Origin of the sequence: Reyranella sp., from assembly GCF_965279465.1 — a bacterium.
Taxonomy (GTDB): Bacteria; Pseudomonadota; Alphaproteobacteria; order Reyranellales; family Reyranellaceae; genus Reyranella.
Genome location: NZ_OZ257242.1, coordinates 3,766,656 through 3,785,473 on the forward strand (window position 1 = coordinate 3,766,656; position 18,818 = coordinate 3,785,473).

18 protein-coding genes are annotated in these 18,818 nt (G+C 64.7%); 11 read left to right on the forward strand and 7 right to left on the reverse strand.

What is annotated here, in order from left to right; translation table 11 throughout:
- The 6 genes from ACQY8M_RS18440 (at position 1) to ACQY8M_RS18465 (ending at position 6,425) form a co-directional block, all read left to right on the forward strand.
- The gene (locus ACQY8M_RS18440) at positions 1 to 1,656 is read left to right on the forward strand and encodes an NAD+ synthase (protein ID WP_428674834.1); all 1,656 of its coding nucleotides are present in this window, start codon (positions 1 to 3) and stop codon (positions 1,654 to 1,656) included.
- 2 nt (positions 1,657 to 1,658) lie between these two features.
- Positions 1,659 to 2,462 carry a phosphodiesterase gene (locus ACQY8M_RS18445; RefSeq protein WP_428674836.1) on the forward strand — a complete coding sequence of 268 codons (804 nt, stop codon included), beginning with the start codon at positions 1,659 to 1,661 and terminating at the stop codon, positions 2,460 to 2,462.
- Between the two features lie 95 nt (positions 2,463 to 2,557).
- A complete protein-coding gene (locus ACQY8M_RS18450; RefSeq protein WP_428674838.1) occupies positions 2,558 to 3,808 on the forward strand; it encodes an Nramp family divalent metal transporter in 1,251 nt (416 codons plus the stop codon).
- Between the two features lie 52 nt (positions 3,809 to 3,860).
- A complete protein-coding gene (locus ACQY8M_RS18455; RefSeq protein WP_428674840.1) occupies positions 3,861 to 4,898 on the forward strand; it encodes a hypothetical protein in 1,038 nt (345 codons plus the stop codon).
- A 79-nt stretch (positions 4,899 to 4,977) separates the two neighbouring features.
- Positions 4,978 to 5,640, forward strand: coding sequence for a glutathione S-transferase family protein (locus ACQY8M_RS18460; protein ID WP_428674842.1), 663 nt, complete (start codon positions 4,978 to 4,980; stop codon positions 5,638 to 5,640).
- 26 nt (positions 5,641 to 5,666) lie between these two features.
- Positions 5,667 to 6,425 carry an isochorismatase family protein gene (locus ACQY8M_RS18465; RefSeq protein ID WP_428674844.1) on the forward strand — a complete coding sequence of 253 codons (759 nt, stop codon included), beginning with the start codon at positions 5,667 to 5,669 and terminating at the stop codon, positions 6,423 to 6,425.
- Between the two features lie 415 nt (positions 6,426 to 6,840).
- On the opposite strand, the gene ACQY8M_RS18470 is transcribed toward ACQY8M_RS18465, so the two are convergent.
- The 5 genes from ACQY8M_RS18470 to ACQY8M_RS18490 form a co-directional block, all read right to left on the reverse strand.
- Entirely contained in the window at positions 6,841 to 7,059 is a 219-nt protein-coding gene (locus ACQY8M_RS18470) for a hypothetical protein (protein WP_428674846.1), read from the reverse strand.
- A 55-nt stretch (positions 7,060 to 7,114) separates the two neighbouring features.
- Positions 7,115 to 8,737: a hypothetical protein gene (locus ACQY8M_RS18475; protein ID WP_428674848.1), complete on the reverse strand. Its 1,623-nt coding sequence runs from the start codon at positions 8,735 to 8,737 to the stop codon at positions 7,115 to 7,117.
- A 585-nt stretch (positions 8,738 to 9,322) separates the two neighbouring features.
- Complete coding sequence (locus tag ACQY8M_RS18480; RefSeq protein WP_428674850.1) at positions 9,323 to 10,231, reverse strand: polysaccharide deacetylase; 909 nt, start codon at positions 10,229 to 10,231, stop codon at positions 9,323 to 9,325.
- Positions 10,228 to 11,118, reverse strand: coding sequence for an NAD(P)-dependent oxidoreductase (locus ACQY8M_RS18485; RefSeq protein ID WP_428674852.1), 891 nt, complete (start codon positions 11,116 to 11,118; stop codon positions 10,228 to 10,230). The genes ACQY8M_RS18480 and ACQY8M_RS18485 overlap by 4 nt, the downstream gene beginning before the upstream one ends.
- A gap of 16 nt (positions 11,119 to 11,134) precedes the next feature.
- The gene (locus ACQY8M_RS18490; RefSeq protein WP_428674854.1) at positions 11,135 to 12,025 is read right to left on the reverse strand and encodes an NAD(P)-dependent oxidoreductase; all 891 of its coding nucleotides are present in this window, start codon (positions 12,023 to 12,025) and stop codon (positions 11,135 to 11,137) included.
- Positions 12,026 to 12,071: 46 nt separating this feature from the next.
- On the opposite strand from ACQY8M_RS18490, the gene ACQY8M_RS18495 reads away from it, so the two are divergent.
- The 5 genes from ACQY8M_RS18495 (at position 12,072) to ACQY8M_RS18515 (ending at position 16,608) form a co-directional block, all read left to right on the forward strand.
- Positions 12,072 to 13,352, forward strand: coding sequence for a DUF445 domain-containing protein (locus tag ACQY8M_RS18495; RefSeq protein ID WP_428674856.1), 1,281 nt, complete (start codon positions 12,072 to 12,074; stop codon positions 13,350 to 13,352).
- Positions 13,353 to 13,373: 21 nt separating this feature from the next.
- Positions 13,374 to 13,796, forward strand: coding sequence for a phasin family protein (locus ACQY8M_RS18500; protein ID WP_428674858.1), 423 nt, complete (start codon positions 13,374 to 13,376; stop codon positions 13,794 to 13,796).
- 69 nt (positions 13,797 to 13,865) lie between these two features.
- The gene (locus tag ACQY8M_RS18505) at positions 13,866 to 15,554 is read left to right on the forward strand and encodes a long-chain-fatty-acid--CoA ligase (RefSeq protein WP_428674860.1); all 1,689 of its coding nucleotides are present in this window, start codon (positions 13,866 to 13,868) and stop codon (positions 15,552 to 15,554) included.
- Between the two features lie 60 nt (positions 15,555 to 15,614).
- Positions 15,615 to 16,163, forward strand: coding sequence for a hypothetical protein (locus ACQY8M_RS18510; RefSeq protein WP_428674862.1), 549 nt, complete (start codon positions 15,615 to 15,617; stop codon positions 16,161 to 16,163).
- 22 nt (positions 16,164 to 16,185) lie between these two features.
- Positions 16,186 to 16,608, forward strand: a complete 423-nt coding sequence (locus tag ACQY8M_RS18515; protein WP_428674864.1) for a hypothetical protein — start codon at positions 16,186 to 16,188, stop codon at positions 16,606 to 16,608.
- Between the two features lie 48 nt (positions 16,609 to 16,656).
- Here the strand turns inward: ACQY8M_RS18515 and ACQY8M_RS18520 are convergent, their stop codons facing one another.
- Together ACQY8M_RS18520 and ACQY8M_RS18525 are read right to left on the reverse strand one after the other, a co-directional pair.
- The gene (locus ACQY8M_RS18520) at positions 16,657 to 17,631 is read right to left on the reverse strand and encodes a Bug family tripartite tricarboxylate transporter substrate binding protein (RefSeq protein ID WP_428674866.1); all 975 of its coding nucleotides are present in this window, start codon (positions 17,629 to 17,631) and stop codon (positions 16,657 to 16,659) included.
- A 110-nt stretch (positions 17,632 to 17,741) separates the two neighbouring features.
- Positions 17,742 to 18,716: a Bug family tripartite tricarboxylate transporter substrate binding protein gene (locus tag ACQY8M_RS18525; RefSeq protein ID WP_428674868.1), complete on the reverse strand. Its 975-nt coding sequence runs from the start codon at positions 18,714 to 18,716 to the stop codon at positions 17,742 to 17,744.
- Positions 18,717 to 18,818: the final 102 nt, after the last annotated feature.

Here is an 18,818-nt window from a genome sequence, read left to right on the forward strand (position 1 = left end):
ATGACGGACAGCCTCAAGGTCGCGCTCGCCCAGCTCAATCCGAAGGTCGGCGACGTCGCCGGAAATCTCGCGAAGGTCCGGGCGGCGCGCGACGAGTCGGCCAGGCAGGGTGCCGACCTCGTGCTGACAGCAGAACTCGTGCTTGCCGGGTACTTCCCGGAAGACCTCGTGTTGAAGCCCGCCTTCGTCAAACGTTGCCACGAGGCGGTGGAAGCGCTGCGTGCCGACACGCGGGACGGCGGCCCGGCGTTGTTCGTCACCACGCCGTGGCACGAGGACGGCAAGCTCTACAATGCCATCATCTGCCTCGACAAAGGCGAGATTGTCGGCAAGCGCTACAAGGTCGACCTGCCGAACTACGGCGTGTTCGACGACAAACGCGTCTTCACGCCGGGGCCGATGCCCGGGCCGCTGGTCTTCAACGGCGTGCGCATCGGCGTGCCGATCTGCGAGGACGTGTGGACGCCCGACGTCGTCGAATGCATTGCCGAGACCGGCGGCGAGATCCTGCTGGTGCCCAACGCCTCGCCCTACGAGGTCGGCAAGACTGACGTGCGCGTGCAGCTCGGCGTCAAGCGCGTGATCGAAAGCGGCCTGCCCCTGGTCTATCTCAACCAGGTCGGCGGCCAGGACGAGGTGATCTACGACGGCGGCTCGTTTGCGCTGGGTGCCGACCGCCAGCTCAAAGCCAAGCTCGCCTCGTTTCGCGAAGAGGTGGCGACCGTCGAGTTTCGCCGCGGCCAGAGCGGGTGGGAGTGCCTGCCCGCCGCGATCGCGCCCGAGCCGAGCGACATCGAATCGATCTACCAGGCAATGATGCTCGGCCTGCGTGATTACGTGAACAAGACGGGCTTCCCCTCGGTGATCATCGGCCTGTCGGGCGGCGTCGACTCCGCGCTGACGGCTGCCGTGGCCGCCGATGCGCTGGGACCGGGGCGCGTCCACACGATCATGATGCCATCGCCCTACACCAGCGCGCATTCGCTGGAGGACGCCAGGGCCTGCGCCGAGGCGATCGGGGTGAGGTACGACATCGTGAGCATCGCGCCGGCAATGGAAGCATTCCGGTCGATGCTCCTGCCGCTGTTCGGCAACCGCAAGGAGGACGTGACCGAGGAGAATATCCAGAGCCGTGCCCGCGGCGTCACGCTCATGGCGATGTCGAACAAGCTCGGCGGCATGGTGGTGACGACCGGCAACAAGTCGGAGATGGCGGTCGGCTACGCCACGCTCTATGGCGACATGTGCGGCGGCTACAACGTGCTGAAGGACGTCTACAAGACGACCGCGTTCGAACTGTGCCGCTGGCGCAACGCGCATCTGCCGGTCGGTGCGATGGGCCGTCCGGGCCGGGTGATCCCCGAGCGCATCATCGACAAGCCGCCGTCGGCCGAGCTGCGGCCCGACCAGAAGGACGAGGATTCGCTGCCGCCCTATCCGGTGCTAGATGCGATCCTGAAGGGACTGATCGAGCGCGATCTGTCGGCCGAGGAGCTTGCCGCCGAAGGCTACGATGTCGCGACCGTCACGCGGGTCTGGCGCCTGCTCGAAACCGCCGAGTACAAACGTCGCCAGGCACCGCCCGGCGTGAAGATCACGTCGCGGCTGATCAGCCGGGAACGGCGCTATCCGATCGTCAACGGCTTCAGGGGCTGACCATGCTCATCGCGCAGCTTTCCGACCCGCATATCAGGGGGCCGGGCCAGCTCCTCTACGATCGCATCGACACCGCGGCCTATCTCGAGCGTGCCGTGGCACATGTCCTGCGGCTCGATCCGCTGCCCGATCTCGCGATCATGACCGGCGACCTGGTCGACGGCGGCAAGGCGGAGGAATACGCCTTGCTGCGGCGGCTGCTCGCGCCTCTGCCGATGCCCCTCTATGTCATTCCCGGCAACCACGACGCGCGCGAACCGCTGCGTGCCGCCTTCGCCGACAAGGGCTTTTTCCCCGCCGAGGGCTTCCTGCAGTACGCGGTCGAGGACCAGCCGGTGCGGCTGATCGCGCTCGACACGCTGGTCGAAGGCAAGCCGTACGGTGAGCTGTGCGAGGAGCGGCTGGCCTGGCTCGACGCGCGACTGGGCGAGCACGGCGACAAGCCCGTGATGCTCCTGATGCATCATCCGCCGTTCGAATGCGGGATCGACGCCTTCGACCGTGCGCGCCTGCAGCACGGTGACCAGCACCTGGCCGCGCTGGTGCGGCGGCACGGCACCGTCGAGCGCGCCGTCTGCGGCCATGTCCATCGCCCGATCCAGGTGCGCTGGGCCGGGACAATGGCCTCGATCGCGCCGAGCACGGCCCATCAGGCGACACTCGACCTGCACGACGGCGCGCCGCTCACCATGATGATGGAGCCGCCGGCGATCGCACTCCATCAGTGGCGCCCGCGCACCGGCTTGGTGACGCATTTGAGCTATATCGGCGACTTCGATGGGCCCAAGCCGTTCAGGAAAATCTGACCCATATAGGCGCAAAGCATCGATCAAGTTCCTCCCCGCGCTTCACCAGGGAGGAACACAGGAACTTCGAGCCACAGGAGGCGTTCTCGTCCACCTTGTCCCTGAAAGGCCTCACCAGGCGCCTCGGTCCCGGCGTCATCACCGGCGCTGCCGACGACGATCCGAGCGGCATCGCGACCTATTCGCAGGCCGGCGCCCAGACCGGATTCGGGTTGCTTTGGACGGTGGTGCTGACCTGGCCGATGATGGTCGCGGTCCAGTCGATCAGCGCGCGCATCGGACGGGTCACTGGCCGTGGTTTGGCTGCAAACATGCTCGACGTGTTCCCGCGTCCGGTGGTCGGCGCCCTGGTGGCGCTGCTGTTCGTCGCCAACACCATCAATATCGGTGCCGATCTTTCGGCCATGGGCGCCGCCGTGAAGCTCGCGGCCGGCGGCAACCAGCATCTCTACACCGCGCTGTTTGCGGTCGCGTGCCTGATCGGCACCGTGTTCATTCCCTATCACCGCTATGTCGACGTGCTGAAGTGGCTGACCTTCTCGCTGTTCGCCTATGTCGGGATCGTCTTCACCGTCCGCATTGACTGGCACCAGGTCGCGGTGGGCGCGCTGCTGCCGCGATTCGCACTGTCGGGTGACTCGCTCACCCTGGTGGTCGCCGTGTTCGGCACCACGATCAGCCCGTACCTGTTCTTTTGGCAGAGCTCGCAGGAAGTCGAGGAGGAAGAGGCGGATCCCCAGGAGGCCCCCTTGCTCGAGGAGCCGCAGCACGCCCCGGCTCAGCTTCAGCGCATTGCCTGGGAGACCTGGGCCGGCATGGGCATGTCCAATCTCGTCGCCTTCTTCATCATGCTGACCACGGCCGCGACGCTGCACGCAAGCGGACAGACCGACATCCAGTCCACCGAGCAGGCGGCCCAGGCCCTCAAGCCGATCGCCGGCGATTTCGCCTTCATCCTGTTCAGCATCGGCATCATCGGTACGGGCCTTCTCGCCGTGCCGGTGCTGGCAGGCTCCGTCGGCTACGCCGCGGGCGAGCTTTTTGCTTGGCCGACCGGGCTGGAACATCCACCCCGGAAGGCCCGTGGATTCTACAGCGTGATCGCCGCAGCCATCCTGCTCGGCATCGCCGTCGATCTCTCGACGCTCGATCCGATCAAGGCGCTGGTCTGGAGCGCGGTCGTCAACGGCGTCATCGTCGTGCCGGTGCTGGTCGCCATGATGGTCGTCGCGTCGAGCTCAAGGCAGATGGGCCAGTTCGCCGCAACGCGCACCCAGCGGGTATTCGGCTGGCTCACCACGGCGATGATGGCGGTCGCCGCGGTCGCGATGTTCGTCATGATGTGATCGAGCGTCTGGGTTATGCTCTCCTCGCTGGTATGCGGCAGGAGAACGCCCGATGCCCGAATTCGACAAGGATACCCTCGACTATTTCAAAGGCAATCTGGAGCGCGAGGTTCGGGACAACGTCGAAAAGCAGTTGTTCAAGACCTGGACGGCGCTGGCGGCCGCGTTTCTCGTGGGCGTGGGGTTGGTCGGGACACCGTGGCTGATTTCCTATCTGGACGGAAAGATCGCCAGCGCGGTTCAGGAGCATGTCAGACGGGAGGCCAGCGAACCGACGGAGAAGGCAAAGAAGCTCGCCGAGGAGGCAGAGCGCGTTGCGAAGTCGGCCACGGAGAGCGCCGCCAACAGCCTGTCCGAACTAAAGTTGCGTCGTCAGGTCCTCGACGAGGGACTCGGCGAAATGCGGAACAAGGCAGCCCTCGTCGCCGCCGAAATGGAAAAGCTGCGGGGGGACTTCACGGTCCGGGCAAAGGAGATCGATACGGCGCTCAAAGCGGCGCGCGACCGGGTCAGCGAGATCGACGACCGTGCGCAGCAGCAGTCCGACCGGTTGCGCAATGCCGTGCCGGACGCGGCGGTTCTCGCGTCGCTCGCGGTCGACGTGAAGTCGCTCGTCACCGAAATGGGCCGGCTCGGCACGGAGCTCAAGCGCGTCGCCGAGAAAGCCGGCGCGCCGATTGCCGCCGACGCCGAGCGCGACCAGCAACTGCAGATCGCAAAGCTGGAGGAGACTGCGGTACAGCGCACGGAGCAGGTGCAACTGCGTTCCGTGAAGGTCACGGCATACATCCAGTTCGCCGGACTGGATCGCGAGTACATCAAGGGGCTGTCGGCCCAGCTTGACCAGGCCGGGTTCAAGGTTCCGGGCGAAGAACGGCTGGCGGCCGCCGCCGGCTTGCAGGAGATACGCTGTTTCTATCAGCCGGATTGCCAGCAGGCGGGCAAGATGAAGGAGGTGATCGATGGTTATCTCGCGAGCCTTTACAAGGACCGAAGCCGAACGGTGACGATCAAGCCGCTTTTCGGTTACACCCCGAAACCGCGGCAGGGCATCGTCGAAGTCTGGCTCGGCCTCGCAAATCCGATCTGAGCGAAGCTGACGAATCCTGCCACCTGGCCCGAGGTTAGGTCGTGCGCGCCCGCCGGCGAGCGGTGATAGCGTCGGCGCCATGAAGCTTTACTCCGGTCCCCTCAGCATGTTCGGTGCCAAGGCCGAGATCGCCGCTCGCGAAAAAGGCCTGGAGCTCGAGCTGGTCATGGTGCCATTCGAGATGGCGACGCTCTATCAGCCCAAGCATCCCGAGGTGCTGCGCATCAATCCCAAGCGGCAGGTGCCGGTGCTGATCGACGGCGATCTCGAGCTCTTCGATTCGACCCAGATCTTCGAGTATTTCGAGACAGTGAGGCCGGAGCCCGCGCTGTGGCCCTCCGAGCCGAAGGCGCGCGCCCGCGCCCGCCTGCTCGAGCACAAGTCGGACGAGGTCTACTTCCCGCCGATCGTCCGGCTGATGGGTCTGCAGGATGTCCCGGACGATCCGGCCGCCGTCGAGGCGCGGGCGGCGTCCAAGGCCTTCTACGACGAGATGGAGCGCACCCTCGGTTCGCGGCAATGGCTGGCCGGCAGCTACTCCTACGCCGACATCGCCTTCTACATGGCGCAGCTCTTCGGCGCGCGCATGGGCGCGCCGATGGACGCGACGCACCTGAAGCTGCTGGCGTGGCGCGACCGCATGAGCGCGCGGCCGGCGGTCGCGCAGGTCGCCGGCGCGATGGGTCGGTACATCCTCAGCCAGGGCCGCAAGCTGCCGCCGTTCCTGCAGGCGTTGACCTGACGGCATCGGCCTGAGACGTTTGGCCGATGCACAAGTATATCGTCCCGGACTCGATCCGCGCCCGTGTGATCCGCCTGCAGGGCAAGCCCTTCGCGCTCGACGAGATCGATGCGGCGCGCACCGCACTGGTGGTCGTCGACATGCAGAACTATTACGTCGCCGAGGACTATCCCAACCAGTCGCCGCAGGCGCGCGAGATCGTACCCAACATCAACCGCATGGCCGCGGCGGTGCGTGCGGCGGGTGGACGGGTCGTCTGGATCCAGACCGATAGTGCCGAGGCGCTCGCCAAGTGTGGCAAGCATCACAAGTACAAGCTGACTCCCGAGAACGCGGCGCGCCGGCTCAAGCTGCTGTCATCCGACAACGAGGGCTTCAAGCTTTACGCGGCGCTGGAGCCGAAGGCTGACGACCTGTACGTGCGCAAGATCAAGTTCAGCGCCATGATCGGCGATTCGTCCAATCTCGATCGCGTGCTGCGCGACAACAGTGTCGAGATCCTGCTGGTCGCCGGCACCAAGACCAATGTCTGTTGCGAGTCGACGGCGCGCGACGCCTCGATGATGGAGTATCGCGTGGCGCTGCTGTCGGACGCCACGGCAACCTCGACCGACGAGGAGCACGCCGCCGCCCTCAACGGCTTCCAGATCTCCTTCGGCGACGTGATGACGGTGGATGAGGCGACGGAACGGCTTGTTTCGTCTTCCTCTCGCATCGAAGGCCGTGCGCACCCCCCTTTCCCCGCCTCTCCCCCTATCGGGGGAGAGGAGAAAGAGGTGGCGTAGCTTCCTGCAGGATCATGTTCCTCCCACCCTGCTAGCTAGGAACCGGAGTCCTGCTGACCCGGTTTCTGCTGTGGATTAGGAGCCGGACGTTCAGGCTTCTCTGCGTCTTTTTTTAGCCGCCGACGTTCGGCTTCTCCGGCAGGTGTTCCAGGCACCGGCGCTTCCCGTTCACCCGGACTTGGTGGTCTGTTGCCAGGGCCATCCGGCGATGGCTCGACGGGACGGCCGGATGAAGAACCGGCGCCAGACTGGGCCGATCCCGATGTAAATGAGCTTTGGTAGGATCGGATCATAGTATCATTCCTCGTGCTGGTCGGCAGAGCCGACCAGCAAAGCCAGGACGAAGCCAGCACGACCGCAGCGGTCAAGATCCGAAGCGGCCGTGATTGGATATCTGGGCCTCGAGAAGGATCTTTCAATAGTCAAGAGTAGCAAGCGGTTGCTTGCCGATGAGCCTTGCGACGAGGCCGGCAACGGCATCCAGCACGAACCAGGTGGCTAAGAACGCTCCCGTCTCCAGCAAGAAACTATGAAACTTGTAGAACAATTCAGCAGCAACCAGTGCGATCAAAAAAGTTGGCGCCTGCCGCCAAAGCAATTCCCGGATAGGTAGCCTTGAGATTAGTGTGAACATGATTGCTCTCCCTTGCCGATCAGTTTCTGGCAGGCCGACAATTCAACCCACCTATTCAGAATTTCATGCTGGCGACCCAGGTACCCCATTGGCCACCGCTTTCGGCATACTCGCCATAGACCCACACCCGGCCGGCATCACCGCCGTCGCGCGAAACACCGAAGTAGTCGCCCCAGCGGGCGCCGAGGTATGCACTTTCTCCTGCCTTGATCAGCGCACTGTTTTCGAGATCGTTTGCGGGCGCGCTGACGCGGCGGCCGGTTTGACGCAGCGAGCCAAACTCGCTCGCGCTCGAACGACTGAATACAACATAAGCATTGCGCGAGATGTCGGTTTGAATTGCGGGGAAGAAGTAGTAGGCGCCCCGGGCACCGTAGCCGTTCTGCTGCACCACCTTCTTGGTCGGTACGTCGATCTCGTACCATTGTACCGCCGAACGCGCCACGCTCTCGCCCGACCAGGTGATCTTGCTGGTGTGGCAGGTCCAGAGCCTTTGAACGCCGCCAACGTTCTGGTAAAGAGCATTTAGAAGCCGACTGTCATTGGTTTCGATGCGCGTATTGGTGGCTAATTGCTCAGCGTCCGGTGGCAGGTCGTAGGATCGGCAGTCGACCGCTTGTCGGGTGAGAGCGGGCGCGCCGCCTGTCCAGAGGGCGATTGGATTTGTCAGCGTCCATAGCGTGAGGCTGCTGCCACTAGGCCAAAGGCTGTTGGCCATGTAAGCGGGCGGATTGCCCCCGGTGCCCCGGAAATGGGTACAGGGTTGAACCGTGAACGCCACGCTGTTGTCGGCGTTCTTCAGGTTCCAGAAGTCGTACCATCTAACATTGTGGCCCGGACCAATGCCGCCCGCGTACAGTTCGCCCTTATTGAGGATGCGAAGCTTGCAGTACTGGAAGCCGCCTCCGATCTTGAACATGTTGCAGACGATATAGATGGCTTGGGTGTCGAAGCCCAGCATCGGGTAGTCGGCCCAGTTTGTGGTCGCATTTGAGCCATCCACCGTGGCGTCTAGTGCCCAGATCCACCAAGCGCCGCCAGGATCGCTGCCCTGGGAGACGCCCACCATTAACCATGAGCCAGCCGGTGCTTCACGCCGCGCCGCGATCACGACGATCCAGCGTCGCGCGTAGTGGTCATAGGCAACCCGAGGATCGAACAGGCCGGCGTTGCTCGGCAGGACCGGCCGAAACAGTGTCGTAAAGTTAGGCCAGCGGAAACGCAGCGTGCCATTCTTGTTATAGACCGCAAGATCCGTGTTGACGGCAAGCATAACGTGTTCCGGTCCGACCGCGCAGGTGTTGTCGGGCGGTCGCCAAGCCGTGGCCGGTATTCCTTCGAACGCCACGCCGACCGGAGGTGCGAGGGCTTGAGCAGATGCTTGGGCTCCCTCTGCAGGGTCGAACCCTTCCTCACTTGCGGCGGCGACCTCGTCTGCGTCAGCGGAAGTGTCGTCCTCTAGTGCCGGCGCTGCGGATGCGGCGTCAGGCCTTTCTGCCGCCTGGGTAAGCTGCCTGAAATGCTCCATGCTAACCGGGAACCGCGTGACTGCCCACTTGGGGCGCGTCGATCGGGCCGGGAAGGCTGCCGTGAAATCTTCCCCAGTTACTTCGGAAAGCGACCGCGTCGCACCTGTGACCGATCCGCCCCCACTACCTTCAGAATAAAAATCTGTCATTGGTCTTCTCCCTCTCTGCTCGATCTCAGACTAAGATCGATTGAAAAGCGGCGAACACTGGTCCATCGCATCGCGCGTGCCTCCACGATTTATCGGAAGCTGGCGTTCTCGATCCGTCGCGCGGAGAGGTCGGCAGAAACAAGCCATTGTACGCCACTCCGTCGAACTTTCGGAAGGCTCATGCGCGACTACGCTTCTGACTGGACTGCATGCAGAGTAAACGTTACCCGGCGTGGTTGCAAGCAACAATTACAACTAGAAGAAGCAAAAGTACGGTCAGTGCCAGCTCAGGTCGACCTTCCATGAATTACATCCGCCTCCCCCGTGTAGACTCGTTCTACAACCATTGTGTGTCCCCTGTGCTTGCTCCGCGTGCACCTTGCAAATCGATCAGCCGGCAACTGACGACCCAACCTGGGGCAGGGCTATCGCACGTGCTTGGTTGCGAGGAAATTAATGCCTTCCGCCGCTCAAAGCGCCTTCTGAAGCGCGTGTAGGAGAAGGCGTGAACGTTACTTGCGATAGTCCTGCCTACTAGGGGGAGGCTAGAGCGGGCATCGAAGGCTAGGGGCAACCTCTTCTCGATTAGCTCCCCGGCACGATCCCCGGCTCCAGCCCGATGCAGTGGTCGGCGATGGCGCCGGGGGTGGCCAGCCACACCCGGTCGAAATGCACATGCTCCGTGATGCGCCGGAAAATGTCGCGCAGCACCCTGATCCGGTGTGGCTGGCCCATGATGAAGGTGTGGAGCGAGAGCGCCAGGACCAGCGGCCGCTCGACGCTCTGGTCGAGCATCTCTTCGTACTGGCGCAGCACGACGTCGCCATACACCGGCGCGTCCTGGCGCAGATGGATGACCGACACGTAGTCGTTGGTCTCGACCGCGTAGGGCACGTTGAGCAGCGGACCGGAGCGGGTCTTCAGCCAGTGGGGCTGGTCGTCGCACGGCCAGCTCACACAATAGCGATAGCCGGCTTCCTTCAGGAGATCGTTGGTGAGCGGGCTCTCGGCCTGCAGCGGCGTCATCCAGCCGCCCGGCGCCTTGCCCTCGTGCTTGCGGATGGCCTCCGTCGCCTCGGCGATCAGCGCGCGCTCCTCGGCCTCCGGCCGCATGCCGGGCTTTTCCGAGTTGGTGCGGCCATGCCCCATGATCTCGTCCCGCCTGCGCTTGCCCAGCGCTGCCATGATCTGGGGATGCGTCTCGTACAGGTACGAGTTGACCTGATGGGCGAGGGGGATGCCGAACGTGTCGGCCAGCTCGAGCATGCGCCAGAGGCCGACCCGGTTGCCGTACTCGCGCCACGACCAGTTGCGCTGGTCGGGCATCGGCAGCGGGTTGCCCAGGGTCGGACCGTCGAGCCCGTAGCCGAAGGTCTCGACGTTGATGGCGACCCAGAGTGCGAGCCGCTTGCCGCCCGGCCAGGAATAATCCGGCCGGTCGACGATCGGGACGAAGTCGAAGCGGCCGTGCGTCGGGAGGACGGCCCCGCTCACGGCTTGACCGTCTTGCCGAGCACCTTCTCGTAGACGGCCAGGACGGTCGAGCTGTCGGCGTTGCCCATGCCCATCTTGCGCGCCATGCGCTGCAGGTTGTGCGTGGCCGAGCCCAGCGGCAGCGGCACGTCGAGCTCGTCGGCGAGCTCCATGGCGAGATGCAGGTCCTTGTGCGCGAGGTTGAGGGCGAAGGACGGCGGCGAGAACTGCCCGCTCAGCGCGCGTTCGGAGAACGACTTGAAGACGGCAGAGTTGCCGCTCGAGCTGGCGATCACCTGGGCGAGCTTCGCCGGATCGAGTCCGGCGGTGACGCCAAGCATCATGCCTTCTGAGGCCGCGGCGGCGTTGCAGAAGGCCATCATGTTGTTGACCAGCTTGGCGACCGTGCCGGTGCCGAGCTCGCCCATGTGGATGACGTTGGCGCTGAACGACTGCAGCACGGGCAGGGCGTCGTCGAACACCTTCTTGTCGCCGCCGACCATGATGGCGATGGTCGCCGCTTCCGCCCCGACGGTGCCGCCGCTGACGGGAGCGTCGAGCATGGCGATTCCCTTGGCTGCCATCGCGGCACCGATCTTCTTGACCATCGACGGCGCATTGGTCGAGAGGTCGATATAGGTCTGGCCCTTGGCGATGTTGGCCAGGATGCCGCCGTCTCCCAAGGTCACCGCCTCGACGTCCTTCGGCATCGGCAGCGACGTCATCACCACGTCGGCGCCCTTGGTCACCTCGGCGATCGACTTGGCGGCCGTGCCGCCGAGATCGGTGCAGGTCTTCACCGCGGCGGGGTTCAGGTCGAACACCGTCACCTGGTGGTTGGAGCGCTTGATGATGTTGCGGCACATGGGGCCGCCCATGTTGCCGACGCCGATGAATCCGACTTTCATGATTTCCTCCCGATTTCTACGGCTTGACCTTGCGGCGCAGCATCGTCTCGTAGACGCGCAGCACCGAGGAGCTGTCGTCCGGCCCCCAACCCATGCCCTTGGCGAGGCGCTGCAGGTTGTGCGTCGAGGCACCCTGCTGCAGCGGAATGCCGAGCTCGTCGCCGAGCTCGAGGGCGAGATGCAGGTCCTTGTAGGCGAGGTCGAGCGCGAAGGACGGTGGCGAGTAGTGGCCCGGCAGGGCCCGCAGGGTGAAGTTCTTGATGGCGTTCGAGTTGCCGCTCGAGCTCGAGATCACCTGCAGCAGCTTCTCGGGCTCCAGGCCGTAGCCGGTGCCCAGCATCATGCCTTCGCACAGCGCGGCCATGTTGCAGAACGACAACATGTTGTTGACCAGCTTGGCGACCGTGCCGGAGCCGAGCCCGCCCATGTGGATGACGTTGGCGCTGAACGACTGCAGCACCGGCAGGGCGTCGTCGAACACCTTCTTGTCGCCGCCCACCATGATGGCGATCGTCGCGGCTTCCGCTCCTGTCGTGCCGCCGCTTACGGGAGCGTCGAGCATGGCGATGCCCTTGGCCTCCATGGCGGCGCCGATCTTCTTCACCATCGACGGCGCATTGGTCGAGAGGTCGATATAGGTCTGGCCCTTCGAGATATTGGCCAGGATGCCGTTGTCGCCGAGGGTAACCGCGTCGACGTCCTTGGGCATGGGGAGCGAGGTCATCACCACGTCAGCGCCCTTTGTCACCTCGGCGATCGATTTTGCAGCCGTGCCGCCGAGATCGGTGCAGGTCTTCACCGCGGCCGGATTGAGGTCGAACACCGTCACCTGATGGTTGGAGCGCTTGATGATGTTGCGGCACATGGGGCCGCCCATGTTGCCGACGCCGATGAACCCGACCTTCATGATTTCCTCCCGCGAAAGGCACGACCGGCGCACTATATACGACAGGATGGATGACGCTTCGCCTCTTCAGGGCCGCGATGCGGACCGTGCGCGCGAGCTCCGCCGGATCAAGCTGGCCGCGACGCTGCTGCTGATTTCGACGGCCGCCCTGTTCGGCGTCGCGCGGCACTTCGAGCCGATGCATTGGGCGTGGGGCTATGTCGCCGCGTTCGCGTCGGCGGCGACGGTGGGCGGGCTGGCGGACTGGTATGCCGTGGTCGCGCTTTTCCGCCGGCCGCTCGGCCTGCCGATCCCGCACACCGCCATCATTCCGAGCAACCACGAACGCATCGCCGACAATCTCGGCAACTTCATCGAGTCCAATTTCCTGGCGCCCGAGACGGTCGCGAAGAAGCTGGGCGAGGTCGACTTCGCCGCGCATATGGCGACGTGGCTTGGCGACCGCGAGCGCAGCGCGGCGCTGTCGGCCTTCGCGGTCCGGATGCTGCCCAAGGCGCTGGCAGCGATCGACGAGGGCGGGCTGCGCCGGTTCCTGGCCGAACGCCTGCAGACGGAGCTCCAGAAGATCGAAATCGCGCCGCTCGCTGCCGGCCTGTTGGGCACGATCACCGAGAAAGGTCAGCACCGGCGCCTGCTCGACGAGCTGCTGGGCGTGCTGGAGAAGTTCCTGACCAACGAGCAGGCGCTGGCGGCCTTGCGCAACAAGATCCGTCAGGAGCTGCCGGCCGTGTTCAAGCTCTATCGCGCCGATGCCTACCTGCTGCGCAAGATCGTGGCGTCGGCGATCGCCTTCCTCGAGGAGGCGCGGAAAGATCCCGACCATCCGGTGCGCGCGGAATTCGACCGCTTCGCGAAGAGCTTCGTCGAGCGGCTCGGCACCTCGCGCTCCTTCGCCCGCCGTGCCGAAGAAATGAAGAGCGAGCTGATGGCCCGCCCGGAAGTCGCGGCGCTGGCAGGGCACGCGTGGGACGGGCTGCGCAGCTTCCTCGAGCGCGATGCCGGGAGCGGGGACTCGCAGGTCCAGCGCCAACTCGAGGCGATGCTGGTCGACATCGGCGGCCAGCTCGCGCGCGACCCGGCGATCCGCGCCGAGATCAATCGCGGCATGGTCGAGGTGCTGGGCGAGTTCGTGCAGAGCCAGAGGAGCGGCGTCGGCCGCTTCATCGCCGACCAGGTCAAGTCCTGGGACATCGACGTGCTGATCGGGAGAGTCGAGCTCACCGTCGGCCGCGACCTGCAATACATCCGATTCAACGGCACCTTGATCGGCGGTTTGGCCGGTTTGGCCTTGCACGTGCTGGAGCAGGGGTTGAAGCTCCAGCTCTAGGTCGTTTTGAAGGAGGTTCTCATGGCCGACGCATCCCAGGCCTTTACGGATATGTTCCGCAAGATTGGCGAGCAGCTCAAGGTGCCATCCTTCGACATGACGAAGATCATGGAGCACCATCAGAAAAACTTCGAAGCGATGACCCGCTCCTGGCAGGCGATGGCGGGCGGCGCCACGGCGATCGCGAACAAGCAGCGCGAGATCTTCGAGGCGACCGTCAAGGACATCACCGAGATGGCCAAGGACTTCAAGCCGACGGGCTCGCCGCAGGACATCCTCGCCAAGCAGACGGAATTCGCGAAGAAGGCGATGGAAGCCTCCATCGCCAACACCCGCGACATCGCCGAACTGGTTCAGAAGTCCGGCACCGAGGCGGTCGGCATCATCCAGGGCCGGATGAAGGAGTCCTACGAGGAGATCAAATCCACCCTCGAAAAGAAGTAGTCACTCTCCTCATTCTCCTCTCCCCCTGTCTGGGGAGAGGAGAATGAACAGGGAGCGGCGGAGGCAAAAATGGACCGGTTCTGGCTGAAGAATTATCCGCCGGGCGTGCCGGCGGATATCGATCCGTCGGTCTATCCGAGCCTGGTGTCGCTGCTCGAGGAGAGCTTCGCGAAGTATCGCGATGCTCCCGCCTACGTCTGCATGGGCAAGGCGATCACCTTCGGCGAGGTCGACACGCTGTCCAGGGCGGTCGCCGCGTGGCTGCAGGGCCGCGGCCTGGCTCGCGGCGCGCGGGTCGCGATCATGATGCCCAACGTGCTGCAATATCCGATCGCCGTCGCCGCGGTGCTGCGCGCGGGCTTCATCGCAGTCAACGTCAACCCGCTCTACACCGCCCACGAGCTCGAGCACCAGCTCGAGGACTCCGGCGCCGAGGCAGTGATCGTGCTGGAGAACTTCGCCTCGACCCTGCAGCGGGCGCTGGCCGGCACGGCGGTGAAGCATGTCGTCGTCGCCTCGATGGGCGACTTTCTGGGCGTCCTCAAGGGCCCGATCGTCAACTTCGTCGTGCGCACGATGAAGAAGATGGTTCCCGCCTGGTCGCTGCCGGGTCACGTTCCGTTCAATTCGGTGATCTCCGCTGGCCGCTCGATGGCCTTCGACCGCCGCGAGCTCGGGCCCGACGACATCGCGGTGCTGCAGTACACCGGCGGCACCACCGGCGTTGCCAAGGGCGCGATGCTCCTGCATCGCACCATCGTCGCCAACCTGCTGGCGTCGGAAGCCTGGATGCAGCCCGGCCTCAGGCGCAAGCCGATCACCGGCCAGATCACCATCGTCTGCGCGCTGCCGCTCTATCATGTCTTCGCCTTCATCACCTGCGGCCTGCTCGGCATGCGCACCGGCGCGCTCAATGTGCTGATCCCCAACCCGCGCGATATTCCCGGCACGGTCAAGGAGCTGGCGAAGCACCGCCTCAACATCTTCCCGGCGGTCAACACGCTGTTCAACGCGCTGGCCAACAACGCCGAGTTCGCCAGGCTAGATTTCTCCGGCCTGCTGATTTCCAACGGCGGCGGCATGGCGGTGCAGGAGGCGGTTGCGAAGAAGTGGCTCGCCATCACCGGCTGCCCGATCGTCGAGGGCTACGGCCTGAGCGAAACCTCCGCCGGCGTCACCTGCAATCCGACCGATTCGCAGGCCTATACCGGCTCGATCGGCCTGCCGATGCCCAATGTCGAGATCAAGATCCTGGACGATGCCGGCAAGGAACTGCCGCTCGGCGAGGCGGGCGAGATCGCGATCAAGGGACCGCAGGTGATGAGCGGCTACTGGCAGCGACCCGACGAGACCGCCAAGGTCATGACGCCGGACGGCTTCTTCAAGTCGGGCGACATCGGTGAGATGGACGCGCGCGGCTACATCAAGATCGTGGATCGCAAGAAGGACATGATCATCATCTCGGGCTTCAAGGTCTTCCCCAACGAGATCGAGGCGGTGGTGGCCAACCATCCCGGGGTGCTCGAATGCGCCGCGGTCGGCGTGCCCGACGAGAAGTCGGGCGAGGCGGTGATGCTGTTCGTGGTCCGGCGGGACAAGAACCTGACCAGGGAGGCGCTGGCTGTCTACTGCCGCAAGGAGTTCACCGCCTACAAGCGGCCGAGATACATCGAGTTCCGCGATCAGCTGCCGAAGACCAACGTGGGCAAGATCCTGCGCCGCGAGCTGCGCGACGGCGCGCTGAAGAAGGCCGCTTGAGCGCAACCTCCGGCGAATCCCCGCGTTTGCGGGTGAGATTATCCGCTGGAGGAACGCCCTATGCTTCGTGCCAGGCTGTTTTCTGTCGTAGCAGTGGGACTGTCAGCCGCTGCCTGCAGCTACAATTCGACCACCACTTCCGCCCTTCCGCCGGGTCCCAGGCCGGTCTACACCACCTCGGCCTCGGCCCAGGCGTGTGTCGAATACGGCTTCCCGCCCGGCAGCATCGGCTATGATCGCTGTGTGCAGCGCGAGCAGGAAGCCCGCGCCCGCGGCCGCGTGCCGCGCGATTATGCCGAGGCGCGGCTCACCTCCGACGCCCGCGACGCCTGCTATTCCTACGGCCTGCAGCCCGGAACCGGCCCCTATGACCGCTGCGTCGGCCGGGAGATGGATTCCCGCCGCTGGCGGGCCGACCAAGCCTATGTGACCCCGGGCACGGTCGTTTATACCCCGACTCCGGCTCCGGACTACGTTCCGCCGGCCCCGCCGCCGCCTCCGGCCGGCGTTCAGGCCTTTAAGGATGAGTTCGGCTTCCGCTATGATGGCCAGGGGAACCGGCTCGACGCGCGCGGCAACATCATCAGCCCGCAGTCGACCCGGCCCTAGGTTTCGGCCATGGGGGAGTACGATGGCGTCTATTCGTGTTGTTGCCGCGGTAGTGAGCGGCCTGAGCCTTGGCGCCTGTGGACTCCCCGTGCCTGACTACAAGGTCGTCCAATATCCGGCGCCCTACCGCAAGGAAGCGAGCGGCGCGGCCCTCGACAACGAGGACTTCGTCCTCGATGCCCAAGGCTACCGATTGGACAAACAAGGCAATCGTATCGGCGAGCTCGATGTTCCGGCGAAGACGGCGGGCGAGAAGTCGAACGCCGTCGCGGGCTACTACATCAGCAGCCAGAATGCGAATGCGCCCGGGGCCGTGATGGCGCCGAGCGTCGGCGCTGGCGCTGGCGCCGGCTACGGGCCCGGCAGCGGCACCGCGACGCCATACGGTACTGCCGCGTCTCCGGCCGCGAGCGGCCAGCCGGTGCCGCTCGCGCCGCGCCCGTAGCGGCGCTTTTCCTCCCCGCGCTGCGCAGAGAGGAAAAGTTCCAATTGCCTATTCGATCTTCACCCCCGCGGAGCGGATCACCGGCGCCCATTTGGCGATCTCGTCCCGGATGAACTTGGCCGTGCGTTCCGGCGAAGTGTCGGTCGCCGGCACCGCGGCGATGTCCTCCAGGAACTTCACCATCTCCGGATCCGCCATCATCTTGCGCGAGGCCTGATCGAGCGTGTCGACGACCGGTTGCGGCACGCCGGCCGGCCCCAGGATCAGGTTGAAAGTATAAGCCTCGTAGCCCTTCACGCCGGCCTCGATCATGGTCGGGATCTCGGGTGCGATGGCAGCCCGCTTGGAATAGGCATAGGCCAGGATGCGTACCTTGCCGGCCTTGTGCAGCTGCAGCGTGGTCGAGAAGGTCTCGAACATCCAGACGATCTGGCCCGACATCAGGTCCTGCAGCGCCGGCATCGACCCCTTGTAGGGGACGTGCTCGACATCCATACCGCCGACCTCGCGCTTGAAGTATTCGGCCGCGAGATGAAGGATGCTGCCGGCGCCCGACGAGCCGTAGGAATATTTGCCCGGGTTCTTCTTCATCAGCTCAACGAGGCCCATCACCGTGTCGGGCATTTCGGGCCGGGCGACGAGCACCAGCGGGTTGACGCAGATCGATGAGATCGGCGTGAAATCCTTCACCGCGTCGTAGAGCGGCTTTACGTAGGCGGTCGGATTGATGGCGTGCGTGGAGGACGGCGCGCAGAGCAGCGTGTAGCCGTCTGGCTTGGCGTTCTTGACCTCGACCGCGCCGATCGAGCCGGCCGCGCCGGCCTTGTTTTCGACCACCCAGGTCTGACCCAACAGCGCTGTCATCTTCTCCGCCGCTTTGCGGCCGATGATGTCGGTCGGCCCGGCCGGAGCGAACGGAATAACGAGCCGGATCGGATGATCGGGGTATTTGGCCTGCGCGCGGGCAAGCCCTGGCGCAGCCAGCGAGCCGAGGCCCGCGGCGAGAAGATGACGACGCTTCATGGACGCACTCCAGTTTCACTCCCTGAGCGTGACCATAAACGAAGCGAGCTCGGCACGCCAAGGAGACCCCCTTCCGTCCTCGAAGGGCGGAAGGGGGGCGGAGGGGGCAGCTATTCGACCCGGATGCCGGCGTCCTTGATCACGGGCGCCCACTTGGCGATCTCGTCGGTGATGAACTTCGCCGTGCGCTCGGGAGTGGTGTCGGGCGTCGGCGCGGCTGCGACATCGTTGAGGAACTTCACCATGTCGGGATCGGCCATCAGCTTACGCGACGCCTGGTCGAGCGAATCGACGATGTTCTTCGGCATGTTGGCCGGGCCCAGGATCAAATTGAAGGTATAGGCCTCGTAGCCCTTTACGCCGGCCTCGATCATGGTCGGGATCTCCGGAGCGATGGGGGCCCGTACGGAATAGGCATAGCCCAGGATGCGTATCTTGCCGGCCCGATGCAGCGGCAGCATGGTGGCGAAGGTGTCGAACATCCAGGCGAGCTGGCCCGACATCATGTCGTTGAGGGCAGGAGCCGAGCCCTTGTAGGGGATGTGTTCCACGTCCATGCCGCCGACCGCGCGTTTGAAGTACTCGCCGGTGAGATGAAAGATCCCTCCCGTGCCGGACGAGCCGTAGGAATACTTGCCCGGGTTCTTCTTCATCAGCTCGACGAGGCCCGTCACGGTGTCGGGCATGTCGGTCCGGGCCGCCAGCACCGCCGGATTGACGCAGATCGAGGAGATCGGCGTGAAGTCCTTCACCGCGTCGTAGAGCGGCTTGGCATAGGCGGTCGGATTGATCGCATGAGTCGAGGAGGTCGCGAGGAGCACCGTGTAGCCGTCCGGCTTGGCATTCTTGACCTCGACCGCGCCGATCGAGCCCGCGGCGCCGGCCTTGTTGTCGACCACCCAGGTCTGCCCCATGATTCCGGTCATCTTTTCGGCGGCCTTGCGGCCGATGATGTCGGTCGGACCGGCCGGCGCGAAGGGGATCACGAGGCGGATGGGACGGTCGGGATATTTGGCCTGGGCGCGAACGATCGCGGGGGCTGCCAGCGTGCCGAAGCCGGCAACCAAAAGATGACGACGCTTCACTGTACTACTCCGTGGGTACACACCATCGGCGCACGGTTGCGCCGATCCACTCGCGGCGGACCTTAGACGAAGCTCGCTTGACCCGCCAATGCACCATCGTCA